This is a genomic window from Microbacterium sp. SCPM-O-B-15248 (M128) (assembly GCF_058214835.1).
In genome coordinates this window covers 38731-53337 of the sequence record NZ_JBYQLI010000006.1, presented here as the reverse complement: position 1 = coordinate 53337, position 14607 = coordinate 38731, and the positions used below count along the sequence as shown (strand labels likewise).

The 14607-nt window shown below is 71.8% G+C and carries 15 protein-coding genes and 1 tRNA gene; 7 read left to right on the top strand and 9 right to left on the bottom strand.

Going from position 1 to position 14607, the window contains the following annotated elements:
- Nucleotides 1-259 precede the first annotated feature (259 nt).
- Entirely contained in the window at nucleotides 260-2059 is a 1800-nt protein-coding gene (locus AC3E6M_RS11380; protein ID WP_490529946.1) for an HNH endonuclease signature motif containing protein, read from the top strand.
- Nucleotides 2060-2174: 115 nt separating this feature from the next.
- Nucleotides 2175-3002: a UbiA family prenyltransferase gene (locus tag AC3E6M_RS11375; protein ID WP_490529945.1), complete on the top strand. Its 828-nt coding sequence runs from the start codon at nucleotides 2175-2177 to the stop codon at nucleotides 3000-3002.
- A 469-nt stretch (nucleotides 3003-3471) separates the two neighbouring features.
- Here the strand turns inward: AC3E6M_RS11375 and AC3E6M_RS11370 are convergent, their stop codons facing one another.
- The 4 genes from AC3E6M_RS11370 to AC3E6M_RS11355 form a co-directional block, all read right to left on the bottom strand.
- On the bottom strand, nucleotides 3472-3888 hold the full coding sequence (locus AC3E6M_RS11370) for a hypothetical protein (protein WP_138178317.1): 417 nt from the start codon (nucleotides 3886-3888) through the stop codon (nucleotides 3472-3474).
- Between the two features lie 63 nt (nucleotides 3889-3951).
- On the bottom strand, nucleotides 3952-5067 hold the full coding sequence (locus tag AC3E6M_RS11365) for an FAD-dependent oxidoreductase (RefSeq protein WP_490529944.1): 1116 nt from the start codon (nucleotides 5065-5067) through the stop codon (nucleotides 3952-3954).
- A complete protein-coding gene (locus AC3E6M_RS11360; RefSeq protein ID WP_490529943.1) occupies nucleotides 5060-5791 on the bottom strand; it encodes a methyltransferase domain-containing protein in 732 nt (243 codons plus the stop codon). Before AC3E6M_RS11360 ends, AC3E6M_RS11365 begins: the two co-directional genes overlap by 8 nt.
- Nucleotides 5792-5828: 37 nt before the next feature.
- On the bottom strand, nucleotides 5829-6923 hold the full coding sequence (locus AC3E6M_RS11355) for a type III polyketide synthase (protein ID WP_490529942.1): 1095 nt from the start codon (nucleotides 6921-6923) through the stop codon (nucleotides 5829-5831).
- A 162-nt stretch (nucleotides 6924-7085) separates the two neighbouring features.
- Here AC3E6M_RS11355 and AC3E6M_RS11350 point away from each other — a divergent pair, with 162 nt between their 5' ends.
- Nucleotides 7086-7418 (top strand): hypothetical protein, encoded by a 333-nt coding sequence (locus tag AC3E6M_RS11350; RefSeq protein ID WP_138176313.1) that lies wholly within the window; start codon nucleotides 7086-7088, stop codon nucleotides 7416-7418.
- 75 nt (nucleotides 7419-7493) lie between these two features.
- On the opposite strand, the gene AC3E6M_RS11345 is transcribed toward AC3E6M_RS11350, so the two are convergent.
- Together AC3E6M_RS11345 and AC3E6M_RS11340 are read right to left on the bottom strand one after the other, a co-directional pair.
- A complete protein-coding gene (locus AC3E6M_RS11345) occupies nucleotides 7494-8336 on the bottom strand; it encodes an SDR family oxidoreductase (protein WP_138176311.1) in 843 nt (280 codons plus the stop codon).
- Between the two features lie 262 nt (nucleotides 8337-8598).
- Nucleotides 8599-9795: a glycosyltransferase gene (locus tag AC3E6M_RS11340; RefSeq protein ID WP_490529941.1), complete on the bottom strand. Its 1197-nt coding sequence runs from the start codon at nucleotides 9793-9795 to the stop codon at nucleotides 8599-8601.
- 270 nt (nucleotides 9796-10065) lie between these two features.
- Here AC3E6M_RS11340 and AC3E6M_RS11335 point away from each other — a divergent pair, with 270 nt between their 5' ends.
- Nucleotides 10066-10551 carry a MarR family winged helix-turn-helix transcriptional regulator gene (locus AC3E6M_RS11335; protein ID WP_490529940.1) on the top strand — a complete coding sequence of 162 codons (486 nt, stop codon included), beginning with the start codon at nucleotides 10066-10068 and terminating at the stop codon, nucleotides 10549-10551.
- A 39-nt stretch (nucleotides 10552-10590) separates the two neighbouring features.
- On the opposite strand, the gene AC3E6M_RS11330 is transcribed toward AC3E6M_RS11335, so the two are convergent.
- On the bottom strand, nucleotides 10591-10932 hold the full coding sequence (locus tag AC3E6M_RS11330; RefSeq protein ID WP_490529939.1) for a hypothetical protein: 342 nt from the start codon (nucleotides 10930-10932) through the stop codon (nucleotides 10591-10593).
- A 167-nt stretch (nucleotides 10933-11099) separates the two neighbouring features.
- Here AC3E6M_RS11330 and AC3E6M_RS11325 point away from each other — a divergent pair, with 167 nt between their 5' ends.
- The gene (locus AC3E6M_RS11325; protein WP_490529938.1) at nucleotides 11100-12035 is read left to right on the top strand and encodes an AraC family transcriptional regulator; all 936 of its coding nucleotides are present in this window, start codon (nucleotides 11100-11102) and stop codon (nucleotides 12033-12035) included.
- Between the two features lie 11 nt (nucleotides 12036-12046).
- On the opposite strand, the gene AC3E6M_RS11320 is transcribed toward AC3E6M_RS11325, so the two are convergent.
- Nucleotides 12047-13540, bottom strand: a complete 1494-nt coding sequence (locus AC3E6M_RS11320) for a SulP family inorganic anion transporter (protein WP_490529937.1) — start codon at nucleotides 13538-13540, stop codon at nucleotides 12047-12049.
- A gap of 97 nt (nucleotides 13541-13637) precedes the next feature.
- On the opposite strand from AC3E6M_RS11320, the gene AC3E6M_RS11315 reads away from it, so the two are divergent.
- The gene (locus tag AC3E6M_RS11315; protein ID WP_490529935.1) at nucleotides 13638-14009 is read left to right on the top strand and encodes a MerR family transcriptional regulator; all 372 of its coding nucleotides are present in this window, start codon (nucleotides 13638-13640) and stop codon (nucleotides 14007-14009) included.
- 52 nt (nucleotides 14010-14061) lie between these two features.
- Nucleotides 14062-14153, top strand: a tRNA-Ser gene (locus AC3E6M_RS11310).
- A 131-nt stretch (nucleotides 14154-14284) separates the two neighbouring features.
- On the opposite strand, the gene AC3E6M_RS11305 is transcribed toward AC3E6M_RS11310, so the two are convergent.
- Entirely contained in the window at nucleotides 14285-14458 is a 174-nt protein-coding gene (locus tag AC3E6M_RS11305; protein WP_490529934.1) for an antitoxin VbhA family protein, read from the bottom strand.
- Nucleotides 14459-14607 lie beyond the last annotated feature (149 nt).

The following is a 14607-nucleotide window of genomic DNA, read 5'->3' as shown; positions in this document are numbered from 1 at the left end:
GAGTCGGTTCGATGCGTTGCTGTGCCGTCGCGTCCGCGGGTTCCGCGGGGGATCCGGTGCCACCCGCCGCTGATCGCGTCGGGGTCCTACCGAGGTGTGAGCACCGCCCCGGTGATGGCGGGTGCGGGGCGTCGCCGCGAACCGAGAATGCGCTGCAGATCTGCGGGGTCCTCCTCCCCAGCGGGAGAACCTGACGAGTTGTCCACGGATGCCGTTGTCGACGGGGCAGAATGTCGGACCTCGGGGCTAACATTCGAACATGTCTTCGATTGATTCATCTGGTGGCGCCGGGCCTGCAGACCGCCCGAGCTCTACGCCGTGCGGTGACGTCGATGTGCTCGCGGGGCTGGTCACCGAGGTGGTGGTGGCGGAGGCGGCGGTGGCTTTGGCGGAGGTTGTGCGGGTGCGGGCGTTGGCGGCGGCGGGGCGGTTCGCTCTGGATGCCGCGGCTTCGGCGCGGGCATCGGATATGGCGATGCGGGAGGTGGCGTCCGAGGTTGCGGCGGCGTGCGGGGTGTCCGATCGGACGGTGCAGCGCGACATCGGCGATGCGTTGACGCTGGTGGAGTCGTATCCGGCGACGGTAGCGGCGTGGGAAGCGGGGGCGCTGTCCCGGCGGCACGTGCGGGTGATCGCCGAGGTCGGGGCGGAGCTGCCCGTCGAGGCGCGTGAGGCGTTCGACGCTGTCGCTGTTTCGCTGGCGGGAGAGGCCGCGAGCCCGGGGCGATTGAAGACCCGGCTCGCGGTCGCGGCCCAGCGGATGCATCCGCGGACGGTGACCGAGCGGCACCGGGCGGGGCGCGAGACCCGGTGCATCCGGGTCGTTCCGGGCGTGGACGGGATGTCGGATCTGATCGCGACGCTGCCGACGGTGCTGGCCGAAGCGATCCACGACAGGGTGACGCAGCAAGCGCGGGTGATCGTCGACGCGGGCAGGGAGGCGAGGTCGGCACGTGGTGGGGAGGCGGGCGGGTCCTCTCGAGCGTCGGGTGCGTCCCTTTCCGCCCCCGTGTCGGATACCCGGACGGTGGATCAGGTGCGAGCTGACGTGTTCGCCGACCTGCTTCTCACTTCCGATCCGACCCTTGACCCCACGCGTCGTGGTGACGGACCCGGCACGCTGGGAAAGATCCGCGCGAGAGTGCAAGTCGTGGTGCCGGCGTTGACGATGCTCGCCCCCGGGCAGGAGAACACCGCACCGGCCGAGCTGGTGGGCCGGGGTCCGATCGACGCCGACACCGCCCGCGCGCTGGCGGAGGCGACGAGCATCCCGTGGGATCGGGTCATCACGCACCCGGTCACCGGGGCGGTGTTGTGCACCGACACGTATCAGCGGACGACCGCAATCGACCGGTACCTCCGCGCCCGCGACCGGCACTGCCGCTGGCCCGGGTGCACCGCCCCCGCGATCCGGTGCGAGATCGACCACAGCATCGACTGGGCGCTCGGCGGTATCACCGATGTCCGTAACCTCTGCTGCCTGTGCCAGAGACACCACACCCAGAAACAGTTCACGAGGTGGACGGTGAGACAACTCTCCGACGGGGTCATCGAATGGACCTCACCCAGCGGACGCGTCTACATCGACCACCCCGACCCCTACCAATCGACTTACCCGGGATCCGACCCCGACCCTTCGGCCGCGGAAGAGGCACCAGTCGGCGTGCACTTTGCGCCAGACCCGGACCCGCACCCAGACGCGGACCCCGACCCAGATTCGGACTCCGACTCGGACCCGGACTTGGATTCGGACTTGGATTCGGACTTGGATTCGGACCCGGACCCGGACGCGGACCCCGACCCAGATTCGGACTCGGACCCGGCTCCGGGTTCGGACCCGGACCCGGCTCCGAATTTGGACCCGGACCCGGATTCGGACCCGGCTCCGGATTCGGGCCCATACCCAGACCCTGGACCCGACCCCCGGGCCGCGGCCGAGACGCCACCCGGCGTGCACTTCGCCCCGGACTCCGATCCCGACTCTCGATCCCCTCGACGCACGCCTGCGACCGCACCGGTGCAGCAGCACGAGGAAGCCCGTGGCGATGCCCCGTTCTGATGCGGATTCCTTTCGGCGGGGTGGCTCACCCGTTGCCGCCGTTGTGCGGAGACCACGCACGGCCGAGCTGCGGCGTCTCCGGCCGTGGCGCGGCGCGACGCGGTACCGTCGTCACGTGCCTGAAGCCCCCGCGAAGCCGCCCCTCATCGGGGCGCTGTGGGGCGCGACCCACCCCGGCCCCACGCTCGTCGTCACCGCACTGTCGCTCGCCCTCGGCATCGCCACGGGGCTCGAGCCGTGGCGCCTGGTACTGCTGGTGGTGTCGGTGTTCGCGGGGCAGGTCTCGGTGGGACTGTCCAACGACGCGATCGACGCGGCCCGCGACATCGCCGTCGGTCGCACCGACAAGCCCGTCGCCGGGGGATCGCTCACCCCGCAGCGGGCGCTGGCGGTGGCCGTGGCATCCGTCGTCGTCGCCGTCGCGCTCTCGGCGCCACTGGGGCCCGGGCTCGTCGCCGCCCATGCGGTGGCCCTGGCCTCGGCATGGGCGTACAACGCCGGGCTGAAATCGACGCCCGTCTCGATCGTGCCGTTCCTGCTGAGCTTCGGGCTCTTCCCCTCGTTCGCGACGCTGTCGCTGCCCGATCCCGCCTTCGCGCCCGTCTGGGCGTCGCTCGCGGGTGCGGCCCTCGGCGCCGCCGTGCACCTCACCAACGTCGTCCGCGACCTCGACGACGACCGCGCCACCGGCGTGCGCGGACTGCCGCACCGGCTGGGCGCGCGTGCGTCGGTCGTGCTCGCCGCGGCGGGGATCGTCGTCGGGGCGGTGGCGGTGCTCGTCGGTTCCGGCGGCGGCCTGGTCGGCACCCTGTTCTTCGCTGCGGTCGTGCTCGTCGCGGTCGCCACGATGGCGCTCGCCCTCTCGCGTCCGCCCGGTCGTGCGGTGTTCCAGCTCACCATGCTCGCGGCGCTGCTCTTGGCCGCCCAGCTCGTCGCGACCTGAGCGCGCGCCCCAGGCTGACCCGATGCCGGCGTGTCGCTCGTCGGCTCGCAGGAGGAGCGTCGCGAGGAGAGAAGCGACGAAGCCGACGCCGAGGTAGGGCGCGGCAACGATCCCGAGAGCGAGCCAACTCCCGACGACCGCGAGGGCGGCGCCGGTTCTCGCCCGCTCGACGGCTCGGTCTGCGTCGGGGAGAAGACGGAAGGCGACGATGCCGCCGACCTGCGCCAGCACTGCGGTGCCCACACCGACGACCGCACCGAGAAGCGCAAAGGAGGGCGCCCCGCCACTGCCCCGGGTCACCAGATAGTCCGGGTTTCCCGTCACCGAGAACGCGAATCCCGTCACCGTGCCCAGCGCCGCCCCCAGCGGAACGGGGAGCCACAGAGAGCGACGGTAAGCGCGGAGCATCATGGCTCGACCGTAGATGCGCGTTCGGAGCCGGGCGAGGCCCCGCACCCGGTTGCCCAGGTCAGGCCGAGCAGTGCAGTGACGAGTACGTCTCGATGACCCGTTCATGATCGGGGAAGCCTGCGTCCGCGAGGGCTTCCCGAACGTCCGCGCGGACGACTTCGCGATGCACCGCGCCCTCGAGCACGGCGGCGGAGGGCCATTGCGTGTCGTCCAGCTCGGTGAGGGTCCGGTACCACTCGTGGGCTTCCTCGCTGTCGACAGTCGACTGCGCGAGGGCGGCTCGGGCGACACCCCATGCCTCGTCGGTCGCTCCGTCCGTCACCCCCGCGAGCCACCACTCGACACGACATGTGCCTCCGGTGACCGTGATCTCATCGACGCGATCGACCTCGGCGGGACGCACCACACCGCAGGAGCTCAGTGCGCCCGCGAGCACGAGAACAGCGATCGGGAGCACCATCCGTCGTCCACGCATCGCCTCACTCTACAAACCGTGGGCGGCCGGATGCCGAGACCACCCCAACGCACAACTCGACGCCTACCGCGCCGCCCGGTCGAACCGCATCGCATACGCGCGGGCGAACACCGCCCCGCCCGGACCGCGCAGCAGGGCGCGCAGTGCCGCCGATCGCGCGGCGTGCCCGCCCCGCCCGGCCGCACGCCCGAGCAGCGTGTTCAGGAACGCCAGCCGCGCGGCGTGCCGCGCCGACGCCACCCGGTCCCGCTCCCACCGCGCGATGCCCGTGGGCTCGTCGCCGCGCACCCACCGCTGCAGGAGCGGTGCCACGGTGAGCGCGTCGAGCAGACCGAGGTTCATCCCCTGCCCGCCGATCGGGCTCACCTCGTGCGCCGCGTCGCCGACGACGATGACCCGCCCCCGCCGGAGCGCCGGGGCGACCGCGCGGCGCACGCGGAACGTCGATGCCCCCGAAGTGTTGACCTCGACCCGCACGCGGTCCACCAGGGCATCCCGCAGGAAGCCCTCGGCATCCGACACGTCCGCCGTGCCCGCCCACGCGACCAGCCGCCGCCGGCCGCCCGGAAGAGGGAACGACTCCACGACCCCGCCGCGCTCGAGATGTACGAGCGCCGTCGACTCGCCGGGGGCTTCGACGTCGACCATCGCGTAGCGGTCGGGGTAGTGGCACGTGCGCACGGCGCCCGGGCGATACACGAGGTCTCGTCCCGACCATCCGGATGCCACGACCACCACCGCAGCGCGGATCTCTTCCTCGCCGTGCGGCCCGACGGCGAGGACCCGCCCCGACGTCCCGTCGTCGTGCACTCCGGTCACGCGCATCCCGCGCCGCACCGGCGGGGCGAGCCGGGACAACACGGCGACGGTGTCGGCCTGAGGGAGCGCCGCGACGTACGGATGCCGCACGTGCAGCCGATCGAAGCGGATCGCGGCGAGCATCCGGCCGTCCGCGCGCGCCTCCCCGCGACGGATGCGCACCGCGCGCTCCAGCAGCGCGTCGGTGGCTCCGGACGTCTCCAGGTGGGCGAGAGCGGGGGAGTGGATGCCGATCGCCCGGGTCCCGGCATCTATCGATTCCCGCCGCTCCAGCACCTCGACGTCGACGCCGCGGGCGCGCAGGTCGGCCGCGAGCGCCAGGCCCACCGGACCCGCTCCCACCACGAGCACCTCAGGCATCGACGTCGGCCGTTCCCGCGGCCGCGGCCAGGAGCCGGAACGGCGCCGGGGTCTGCACCCGCCAAGGCTCGCCGAGCGCGCGGGCCAACTCGTCGGGGCGGTAGCTGCGCCGGATCGACCGCAGACCGTCGGTGCGCAGGAACGTTCCCGGCGCGAGCGGCGTCACCCCCAGCGCGTACAGAACGTAAGCCCACCGGCCCCGCGCGATGTCGGCGTGCAGCACGACCGAGCGGGCGAGAGCCCGGGAGTCGTCCGCGAACTCCCGCAGCTGCGCCGCATCGAGGTGGTGCAGGACGTGGTTGGACAGCACGACGTCGAACGCGTCGCCCGCGGCGAGCAGCTCGGTCGAGGTCCGGGCGACGAAACGGACACCGGCCCTTTCACGCTCGCGCGCCGCCACGAGGGCGCGAGGATCCGGGTCGGCACCGACCCACTCGACGTCGAGTCCGTCGCGCGCCGCGAGGCCCGCGAGACGCACCACGACGTCGCCGCCGCCGCAGCCGAGGTCCAGGACGCGCGCCGGTCGATCCAGCGCCCGCAGTCGCGGCCGGAGTTCCGTGGCGTACACGCGGCCCCACGCCGACACGGCGCGGTTGACCAGGTCGAAACGTCGATAGGTCGCCGCGAGCCGACGCGGATCGCAATCGGCGGCGTCCATCAACTCGGTGAGCTCGGTGTCGCGCGACGCGAGCCCCCGGCGCACGGTCGCCGGCCCGCGGTTCACGCGCGCCCCTCGCCCACGCCGATCACAGCCCGGACGCTCACGCTGTCGGCCGGCGCAGCACGAGGCGCGCCGCCTCCACCGTCAGCCCCGGCCCGAAGGCCAGAGCGGCCACGCGATCGCCGTCGACGAGCGCCTCGTCGGCGAGCAGGTCCCGCAGGATGAACAGCAGCGTCGCGCTGGACATGTTCCCGTGCGCGCGCAGCACCTCGCGCGAGGGCGCGAGGGCGGTGGCATCCAGGGACAGGGCCGACTCGACCCGGTCGAGGATGCTCCGCCCGCCGGGGTGCACAGCCCACGCGTCGACCTCGCCGAGATCGCCCAGCACGTCGGCGGCGATGGCGGCGATCTCGCGGCCGATGATGCGCGGGACCTCGGCGGTGAGCGTCATCTCGAAGCCGAAATCACCGACCGTCCAGGCCATGTCCTTCTCGCCCTCGCCGGTCAGGTGCGTCGCGAACCCCTCGAGGTCGAGGCCGGCGCGATCGGGGTCGGCGGATGCCACGACCGCTGCGGCCGCTCCGTCGGCGAACACCGACGCGGCGACGATCTGGTCCGGATGCGACGAGGTCTGCCAGTGCAGCGAGCACAGTTCGGCTGCGGCGACCAGGACCACGGCCGCGGGGTCGGCCGCGACGATGCGTGCGGCGAGGCGCAGCGCCGGGATCGCCGCGGCACACCCGATGAAGCCGAGGTGATAGCGCTCGACGGTCGCGGACAAGCCCAGGTCGCGGACGAGGAGGAAGTCCGGGCCGGGGGCGAACATGCCCGTGCACGAGACGGTCACGACGTGCGTGATGGCATCCGCTCCCCGACCGGAGCCGGCGATCGCGGCCGTGGCCGCCTCGGCGAACAGCGCGGGCGCGGTCCGGCGGTATTCGTCGTTGCGCGCCCCGGTCGGGGGCATCAGCAGCCCGTCGGCGTCGCGCACGGTGAGGCCGTCCGCGGTCACGTCGGCGAGCTGCGGCAGCACCGTATGCCGGGTGTCGATGGCCGCGGCGTCGAAAGCGGCCCCCACCAGACGCTGGCTGCGTCGGTCGAATCCGGGCTGGGCGGCGAAGAGATCGCGCAGCGCCGACTGGGTGACACGGGTGCGGGGCAGCGCCGTGCCGAGAGAGAGGATGCTCGCGGTCATGACTCACTGTAGGCACGGTTCGCGCACCCCACGGCGGGGATGGTGCCGCCTCCGCCCGCCGTCTATGGTGCGGGCGGGGGTTGCGGGGGCGTGTCAACCCCGTCGGGCTGAGGGGGGAGCCGGTCGTACGCTCGCTGCTCGCCGTTGAACCGGAAGGACCCCGTGACCCCTGATCGACACGTCGACCCCACGAAGGTGACGAACCAGGATGCCGTGCGCCGGCCGAAACCGCTCGTGTGGATCGCGGCCTCCGGGGTGCTCGCCCTCATCGCGGTGGTGCTCTTCGCGCTGTCGGTCCCGATCGTGGCGGCGTGGGCGTGGATCGGGATCGCCGTTCAGGTGGGGATCTTCGCCGCGATCGCCGTCAACGGCCTCACCGGGCGGCGTGGCCCGGCGCAGGGGTACGTCTTCGCGGTCCTGATGTGCGTGCAGGCCGCGGTGGCGCTGCTCGTGATCGTCGTGATCGCGGTGGCTGCCTGGGCGCCTCTGCGCTGAGGGCGGGACGCCCCGCGCTCCGGGGAGCCCCTGCGCTGAGGGCGGGACGCCCCGCCATCCGGGGCGCCCCTCGCGTCAGAGGATCGGCTTGCCGCCGGTGACCGCTACGCGTGCGCCCGAGACGTAGCTGGCCTCGTCCGAGGCGAGCAGCACGTACACCGGCGCGAGTTCGGCCGGCTGACCTGCGCGACCCATCGGCGTCTGCTCCCCGAAGCTCGCCACCTTCTCGGCCGGCATCGTGGCGGGGATCAGCGGTGTCCACACCGGACCCGGGGCCACGCTGTTGGCACGGATGCCGCGCTCGGCGAGAAGCTGCGCGAGAGACGCGGTCATGTTGGCGATGGCGGCCTTCGTCGCGGCGTAGGGCAGGAGCGTCGGATTCGGCATGTCGGAGTTGACCGAACTCGATCCGATGATCGAGGCCCCCTCCTTCAGATGCGGCAAGGCCGCCTTGACCAGGTGGAAGTAGGCGCTGACGTTCGTCGCCCACGTGTAGTCCCACTCGTCGTCCGACACCTCTTCGAGGGTGTCGTGGCTCATCTGGAAGGCCGCATTGCTCACGAGCACATCGAGACCGCCGAGCTGATCGACGGTGTGCGCCACCAGGTCGCGGCAGTGCTGAGGATCGGACACGTCGCCGGGCAGGAGGATCGCGCGGCGGCCGGCCTCCTCGACGAAGCGCCGGGCCTCTTCGGCATCCTCATGCTCGTTCAGATACGCGATCGCGACGTCCGCCCCTTCGCGAGCGAAGGCCAGCGCGACGGCCTTGCCGATGCCACTGTCGCCGCCGGTGATGAGCGCCACCTTGCCGTCGAGGCGGCCCGAACCGCGGTAGCTGTCCTGGCCGTAATCGGGCTTCGGATCCATCGCCCGGTCGGTGCCGGGCACGTCTTGCTGCTGGGCGGGCTGCGGGGTCATCTCGTCCTCCTTCGGATTGGGGTGCATCCCACTCCACCCGCTGCGGCGCGCACGCGCACGAGGGTTGACAGTCCGAACCCGAGCCGAGCGTCAGGCCGCGAGCGCGTCCGCCAGGGCGAGCCCGAGCCGAGCGTCAGGCCGTGAGCGCGTCCGCCAGGGCGAACCCGAGCCGAGCGTCAGACCGTGAGCGCGTCCGCCAGGGCGAGCCCGAGCCGAGCGTCAGGCCGTGAGCGCGTCCGCCAGGGCGAGCCTGAGCCGAGCGTCACGCCGCGAGCGCGTCCGCCAGGGCGAGCCCTTCGATCGCCCCGCGGTAATCGGCGATCATCCGTCGGCGGTCCATCCGGGCCCGCGCCGAGATCGCGGCCCAGCGCAACTCGATGCGCCGCGAGAGCGCCTCGTGCCACGCCCCGGCGATCGCTCCGGCGTCGCGCGGGGTCACCAGACCGACGCCCGCGACCACGCGCGCCGCGTCGCCGACCTCGGTCGTGACCGGGATCGCACCGGATGCCGCCCCCTCGGCCAGGCACAGCGGCGAGGCCTCGCCGAAGGCGCTGGTGAGGGCGACGACGTCGGCGATGCGGTACAGCTCCGGCATGTCTTCGCGCAGCCCCAGCGCGTGCAGCGGCACACCCGCGTCGAGTCCCGCTTCGGCGACGAGCGCCGCGAAACCGGGGTTGCTGTGGGTCATCCCCGAACCGCACATGACGTAGTGGGCGCCGGGGTGGCGGCGCGCGTGGAGCGCCACGGCATCCAGGAACAGCGCCGGGTCCTTCATCGCATCGAACCGCGCGGCCAGCAGCACGACCGGAGCCGACTCGGGGATGCCGAGCCCGAAGCGGATGCCGCGCCGCTCGGCGCGCGTCCCGGGGCGGAACCGGCGCGTGTCGATGCCGTTGTCGATCACCCACGCCTGCCGGGTGAAGACGCCGGCGCGTTCGTAGGCCAGCGAGGTCGACGCCGCGCAGGAGATCGTCGCCGACACCGCTCCCGAGGCGCTCGCGTCCAGGAGCCATCCGAGCGCCGGGCCGGAGTGCGTGGGGTCGGACCGGTGCAGACACGCGGCGGTCGGGCGGTCCGGAAGCATCCCCGCGCGCTCCAGGGCGACGATGAGGCTCAGCGGCTGTTCCTTCAGCGACAGCACGATGTCGGCATCCGCGATCAGGTCCGCGGCGTGCGCGAGTTCGGCCGCGCTGAACGACTCCGGGGTCATCGGCTGCCCGCCGGCGACGCGGTCGAACGTGTCGATGTGCACGCCGGCGGCGCGCAGGGCCCGGAACCGCGTGTCGTCGTGGGCGTGCTGCACCGAACCGTCACGGCGGGCTGCCGAGGTGAGCGAGAGCACGCGATGCTCTTGCGATCCCGCGGCGGCCAGGCCGGCGACGACGTCGGAATGGAGGATTCGGGCGCCTCCGGCGAAGAATCCCTCGTACAGGGACAGCACGCGCACGGGTCGGTTCATCGCGACCGCTTTCCGGGGAGGGGCGCCGCCGAACGGAGCCGGATCGATCACCGCTTCTTGCGGTTTCCCCATGGTGCGGGGTCGACCCCGGGCGGCGGGTTACGCCGCGAAGACCATTTCGTGAACGCGTGCGACGGGTGAATCGGGATGCCGTGCCTCCGGCCCTCGGTCCGCTCCGCCGCGTACCCGAGCCCGTTCGGGCGGCGATCGGTGATCGTGCGGGGCACAAGGGCCCTCGCGGAGCCCGTGAGGTGAGTACGATCAGGGGTCGTGCACACCTCCTCCGACACGTCGACGCCGCCCGCGCAGGGCTCCGCTCTCGGGCGCGCTCTCCGGGCCTACGACGAAGCGCGTCGCGCCGCGCTGGCGGAGGCACGACGCGCGCTGTCCTTGAACGAACTCGACGCGAAGGCGCTCCTGTTCGTCGCGGACAACCCCGGCGCGCGACCCTCGCACGTCCGCGACCACCTGGGCATCACCTCGGCCGGGGTGACGACCCTCATCGATCGTCTCGTGCAGCGCGGAACGGTGAGGCGCGACCTCGACGCCGAGGACCGCCGAGTCAACCACATCACCGCGATCGTCGACCTGGACGCGCCGCCGTGGTCGTCGCTACGCGCGTTCGATGCCGCCATCGACGCCGCCGTCGCGACGATGGAGCCCACCGAGGCCGACACCGTCGCGACGGTGCTGGAGCGCCTCACGGTCGCGGGGACGGCCTCCCGCCTCGCGGCGGCCGGCGCGGCCTCGCGCTGATCTCGGCGACCCGTCCTCGGCGACGCCGGTGACGAGCGCTCAGGCGCGGGGGTCGACGAACGCCTCGGCGCGCGCCTGCAGGAACGTGCACAGGGCCGAGAGCATCGCGAGTTCGCCGGAGAGGGCGAGGACGCGGGCCGAGCCGAGCGGGGCAGCGTTCTCGCGGGGTTCGAAGGTCACCGACCATCCGCCGGAACCCTCCTCGGTTCCGGGGGCCACGTAGAACGTGGTCGAGACGCTGCGCAGCCGGGCGGCGATCAGCCCCGCGTCGGAGTCGTCGTCGTCTTGCGGGATGACGCGCAAGGTCTCGGCGTCGTCGTAGCCGAGCGATCGGAAGTCGTCGACCCACGACTGCAGCGTGGCGATGGTGCGGAAGGGCATGTGGCATCCCGTCGGTCGTGCCGCGAGTGCGGCGAGGGCTTTTCGATTATGAGTCCCCGCGGACCGACACGTGCATCACCGTCGACGTGAGAGCGGTTCCATCGCATACATCGTCGCACGGCGCAACGGCCTAGCCGCTTTCGGCAGCGCGAACGTAGGAACGATCCGTGGAACATACGCGCGTCGAGACCCGTGACACCGCAACGGTGGAAGAGCTGTGGCAGACGGTGGTCCCCGGGGCCCGCATCTCGCGGGCCGACGACATCCAGCCCGCCTTCGTCTTCTCCGGCGCCGTCGACCCCGGCTTCGGCTTCTGCGACTACTCGATCGGCTCGACGATGGTGGTCGACTCCGATCCGGAAGACCAGATGGTCGTCGGATGGATCGCCGGTCCCCGCATCCGCGCCACCTACCGGCGCGACCGTATCGACACCACGGTGCCGTTCATGGTGATCGATCGTCCGGTCGAGATCGCCTTCTCCGGACGCATCGCCGGCACCGCGATGTCGTTCGCACGCTCCGATGTGGACGCGGCCGCTCGCCGGCTCAACGGGGACGACACACTGCGCGTGCGCCCGACGGGGCACGCGCCGATCTCCGACCACCGGCTGCGGTACTGGACCCGGACGTGGGAGTACGGCCGCGACGTGCTGCTGCGCTCGTCCGAGCGCAGCCCGATGATCGAGCAGCAGGTGCGTTCGCTGCTGCTCGAGGCGTCGCTGATGACTTTTCCGACGACGTTCACCGAGTCCCTCGCCGCGGGGCGACCCGCCCGACCTTTGCCGGCACCGGTGCGGCGCGCCAAGGCGTACATCGAGGCGAACGCCCCCGGGCCGGTCTCGTTGGCCGACATCGCCGAGGCGGCGCGATTGTCTCCGCGCGGTCTGCAATACGCCTTCCGTACCGCGACCGGACGCACACCGATGCAGTACGTCCGCCGCGTCCGCCTGGACGCGGCTCGCGCCGAACTCCGCGCCGCTGACCCCTCGGTGGACACCGTCGCGGCGATCGCCGCACGGTGGGGGTTCTCCAACCTCGGTCGTTTCGCGGCGATGTACCGGGCCGAGTTCGCTGAGACGCCGTCGACGACGCTGCGTTCGTAGGCGCCCGCGCGTCAGTGCGCGCCGGTGACGCCGCCGCTGAGGCGCTCGTGCAGCCGCGCGGTGTGCGCGTTCATCCCCGTGATCTCGACACTCTTCCCGAGGTGGGCGTACTTGGTCTGCACCGCGTCGAGGGCAGCCACGGTGGAGGCGTCCCAGACATGGGATCCGGAGAGGTCGATCTCTACCCGCGCCGGGTCGAGGTGGTAGACGAACTTCGTGGTGAGGTCGTTGCTCGACGCGAAGAAGAGCTCGCCCTCGACGCGGTACCGGGCCAAGTCGCCCTCGACCGTGCGGTGCACGACGGTGACACTCGCCACGCGCCGGGCGAACAGCACGGCGGCGGCGACGACGCCCACGCCCACCCCGATCGCCAGGTTGTGGGTCCACACCGTCACCGCGACGGTCACGATCATCACCGCGGTCTCGCTCAGCGGCATCCGCCGGAGGGTCGCGGGGCGGATGCTGTGCCAGTCGAACGTGGCGATCGAGACCACGATCATGACGGCCACGAGCACGGCCATGGGGATGATCGCCACGACGTCGCCGAACGCGAGCACGAGGATCAGCAGGAACACCCCTGCCAGGAACGTCGAGATGCGGGTGCGCGCACCGGACGCCTTGACGTTGATCATCGTCTGGCCGATCATCGCGCATCCGCCCATTCCCCCGAACAGGCCCGAGAGGACGTTCGCCGCGCCCTGTCCGAGCGACTCGCGCGTCTTCGACGACGGAGTGTCGGTGATCTCGTCGACGAGCGCCGCGGTCATGAGCGACTCCAGCAGGCCGACGATCGCCATCGCGACGGCGAACGGGAAGATGATGCCGAGCGTCTCCCACGACACCGGCACGTTCGGGATCAGCAGCGCCGGAAGGCTCTCGGGCAGCGCTCCCTGGTCGCCGACGGTAGGCACCGAGATGCCGAAGACCACGGCGGCGCCGGTGAGCAGCACGATCGCGACGAGCGGGGCGGGCACGACGGTGGTCAGGCGGGGCAAGAGGTACATGATGGCCAGGCCCGCCGCGGCGATCGGGTACACCGCCCAGGGCACGCCGATGAGTTGCGGCACTTGGGCGGTGAAGATCAGGATCGCGAGCGCGTTGACGAAGCCGACCATGACGCTGCGAGGGATGAAGCGCATGAGCTTCGCGACACCGAGGAGACCGAGGACGACCTGGAGCAGTCCGCCGAGGATGACGGTCGCGAGCAGGTAGTCGACGCCGTGCTCGCGGGCGACGGGGGCGATGACGAGCGCGATGGCCCCGGTCGCCGCCGAGATCATGGCCGGCCGCCCGCCGAGGAACGAGATGGCCACCGCCATCACGAACGACGAGAACAGGCCCAGGCGCGGGTCGACGCCGGCGATGATCGAGAACGCGATCGCCTCGGGGATGAGGGCGATCGCCACGACGAGGCCGGCCAGGGTCTCGCGCGTCAGCAGACGCGGCGACCGCAGCGCCTGGAGGACGGTCGGTTCGGGGCGCGGGCGCGCGAAGACGTCGGTCACGAAGGACTCCAGGGGGAGGTGGGGGAGAATCGAGGGGGTCGCGATCGCGACCGCGCCAACTCTACCGTAACGAGAGAGTTACGGGATCGGGGATGCCATGGACCAGGCCCGGCCGATGCAGATCGGCGAACTCGCCGAACGGACGGGGCTGTCGATCCGCACCCTCCGTCACTACGACGAGATCGGCCTGTTGCGGCCCTCCGCCCGCTCCGACGGCGGGTTCCGGCTGTACACGCCCGACGACGAGTCGCGCCTGCTCCTCATCCGGCGCATGAAGCCGCTCGGCTACTCCCTCGAGCAGATGGGGGAGCTGCTCGCCGTCGTCGACGGCCTCGCCGATGCCCCCGGCGACGCCGCGCTGCGCGCCCGGCTGGACGGCATCCGCGCCGAGGCGGCCGAGCGTCGCGATGCCTTGCGTCGACAGGTCGACGCCGCCGACGAGTTCCTCGCGCAGCTCGCGGCGCGCTGACGCGGAGGCGCTGCGCCAGGGGCGCCGCTCCCGCCGTGTAAGATCGTCTGTTGGAAGTGTGTCCGAGCGGCCTAAGGAGCATGGCTGGAATCCATGTAGGCGGGGTAACTCGCCTCGCAGGTTCAAATCCTGTCACTTCCGCCACGGGGAGAACCCCGTCCACGCGAAAGCCTGGGCGGGGTTCTCGCGTTCGTGCCGTTCTGGCGCGTCTGGAAGCTCAGCAGGGCGGGTTCGCCAGGACGTTCGTTCTCGGGATCGGATACGGGTCGACAACCTCAGGAGAGGCCATACCGGGTGCGGACCCGATCGATGAGCTCGGTCGAGTCGATCTTTCCCGCAACGTAGGCGTCTGCGTCCGTCAGGGTCGTGCTGTTGATGCGTAGCCCTTCGATCTCGGCGCTGTGGACTGCCGCTTCGACGTGCTTCGCCCGCACTTCGGTGGTCTTCATCTCAGCTCCCGTCCGCTCCTTTCCATCCACGGGCCATGGTGGACTCTCGGCAGAGCCGCAGGCGCGTGCCGTTTGATCAGCGGCTCCTCGCGAGCCAGTCCAATAGCCATTGCGTGACTGCCCTCATAGACGATCCTCGCCCCGACGGG

What these genes read in the sequence shown, in the direction of transcription:
- AC3E6M_RS11330 (WP_490529939.1), bottom strand. Translation starts at nt 10,932, where the DNA reads ATGCCCTTCCGCACCATCGCCACGCTGCAGTCGTGGGTCGACGACTTC.
- AC3E6M_RS11380 (WP_490529946.1), top strand. Translation starts at nt 260, where the DNA reads ATGTCTTCGATTGATTCATCTGGTGGCGCCGGGCCTGCAGACCGCCCG.
- AC3E6M_RS11345 (WP_138176311.1), bottom strand. Translation starts at nt 8,336, where the DNA reads ATGACCCCGCAGCCCGCCCAGCAGCAAGACGTGCCCGGCACCGACCGG.
- AC3E6M_RS11355 (WP_490529942.1), bottom strand. Translation starts at nt 6,923, where the DNA reads ATGACCGCGAGCATCCTCTCTCTCGGCACGGCGCTGCCCCGCACCCGT.
- AC3E6M_RS11315 (WP_490529935.1), top strand. Translation starts at nt 13,638, where the DNA reads ATGGACCAGGCCCGGCCGATGCAGATCGGCGAACTCGCCGAACGGACG.
- AC3E6M_RS11340 (WP_490529941.1), bottom strand. Translation starts at nt 9,795, where the DNA reads ATGAACCGACCCGTGCGCGTGCTGTCCCTGTACGAGGGATTCTTCGCC.
- AC3E6M_RS11365 (WP_490529944.1), bottom strand. Translation starts at nt 5,067, where the DNA reads ATGCCTGAGGTGCTCGTGGTGGGAGCGGGTCCGGTGGGCCTGGCGCTC.
- AC3E6M_RS11305 (WP_490529934.1), bottom strand. Translation starts at nt 14,458, where the DNA reads ATGAAGACCACCGAAGTGCGGGCGAAGCACGTCGAAGCGGCAGTCCAC.
- AC3E6M_RS11370 (WP_138178317.1), bottom strand. Translation starts at nt 3,888, where the DNA reads ATGCGTGGACGACGGATGGTGCTCCCGATCGCTGTTCTCGTGCTCGCG.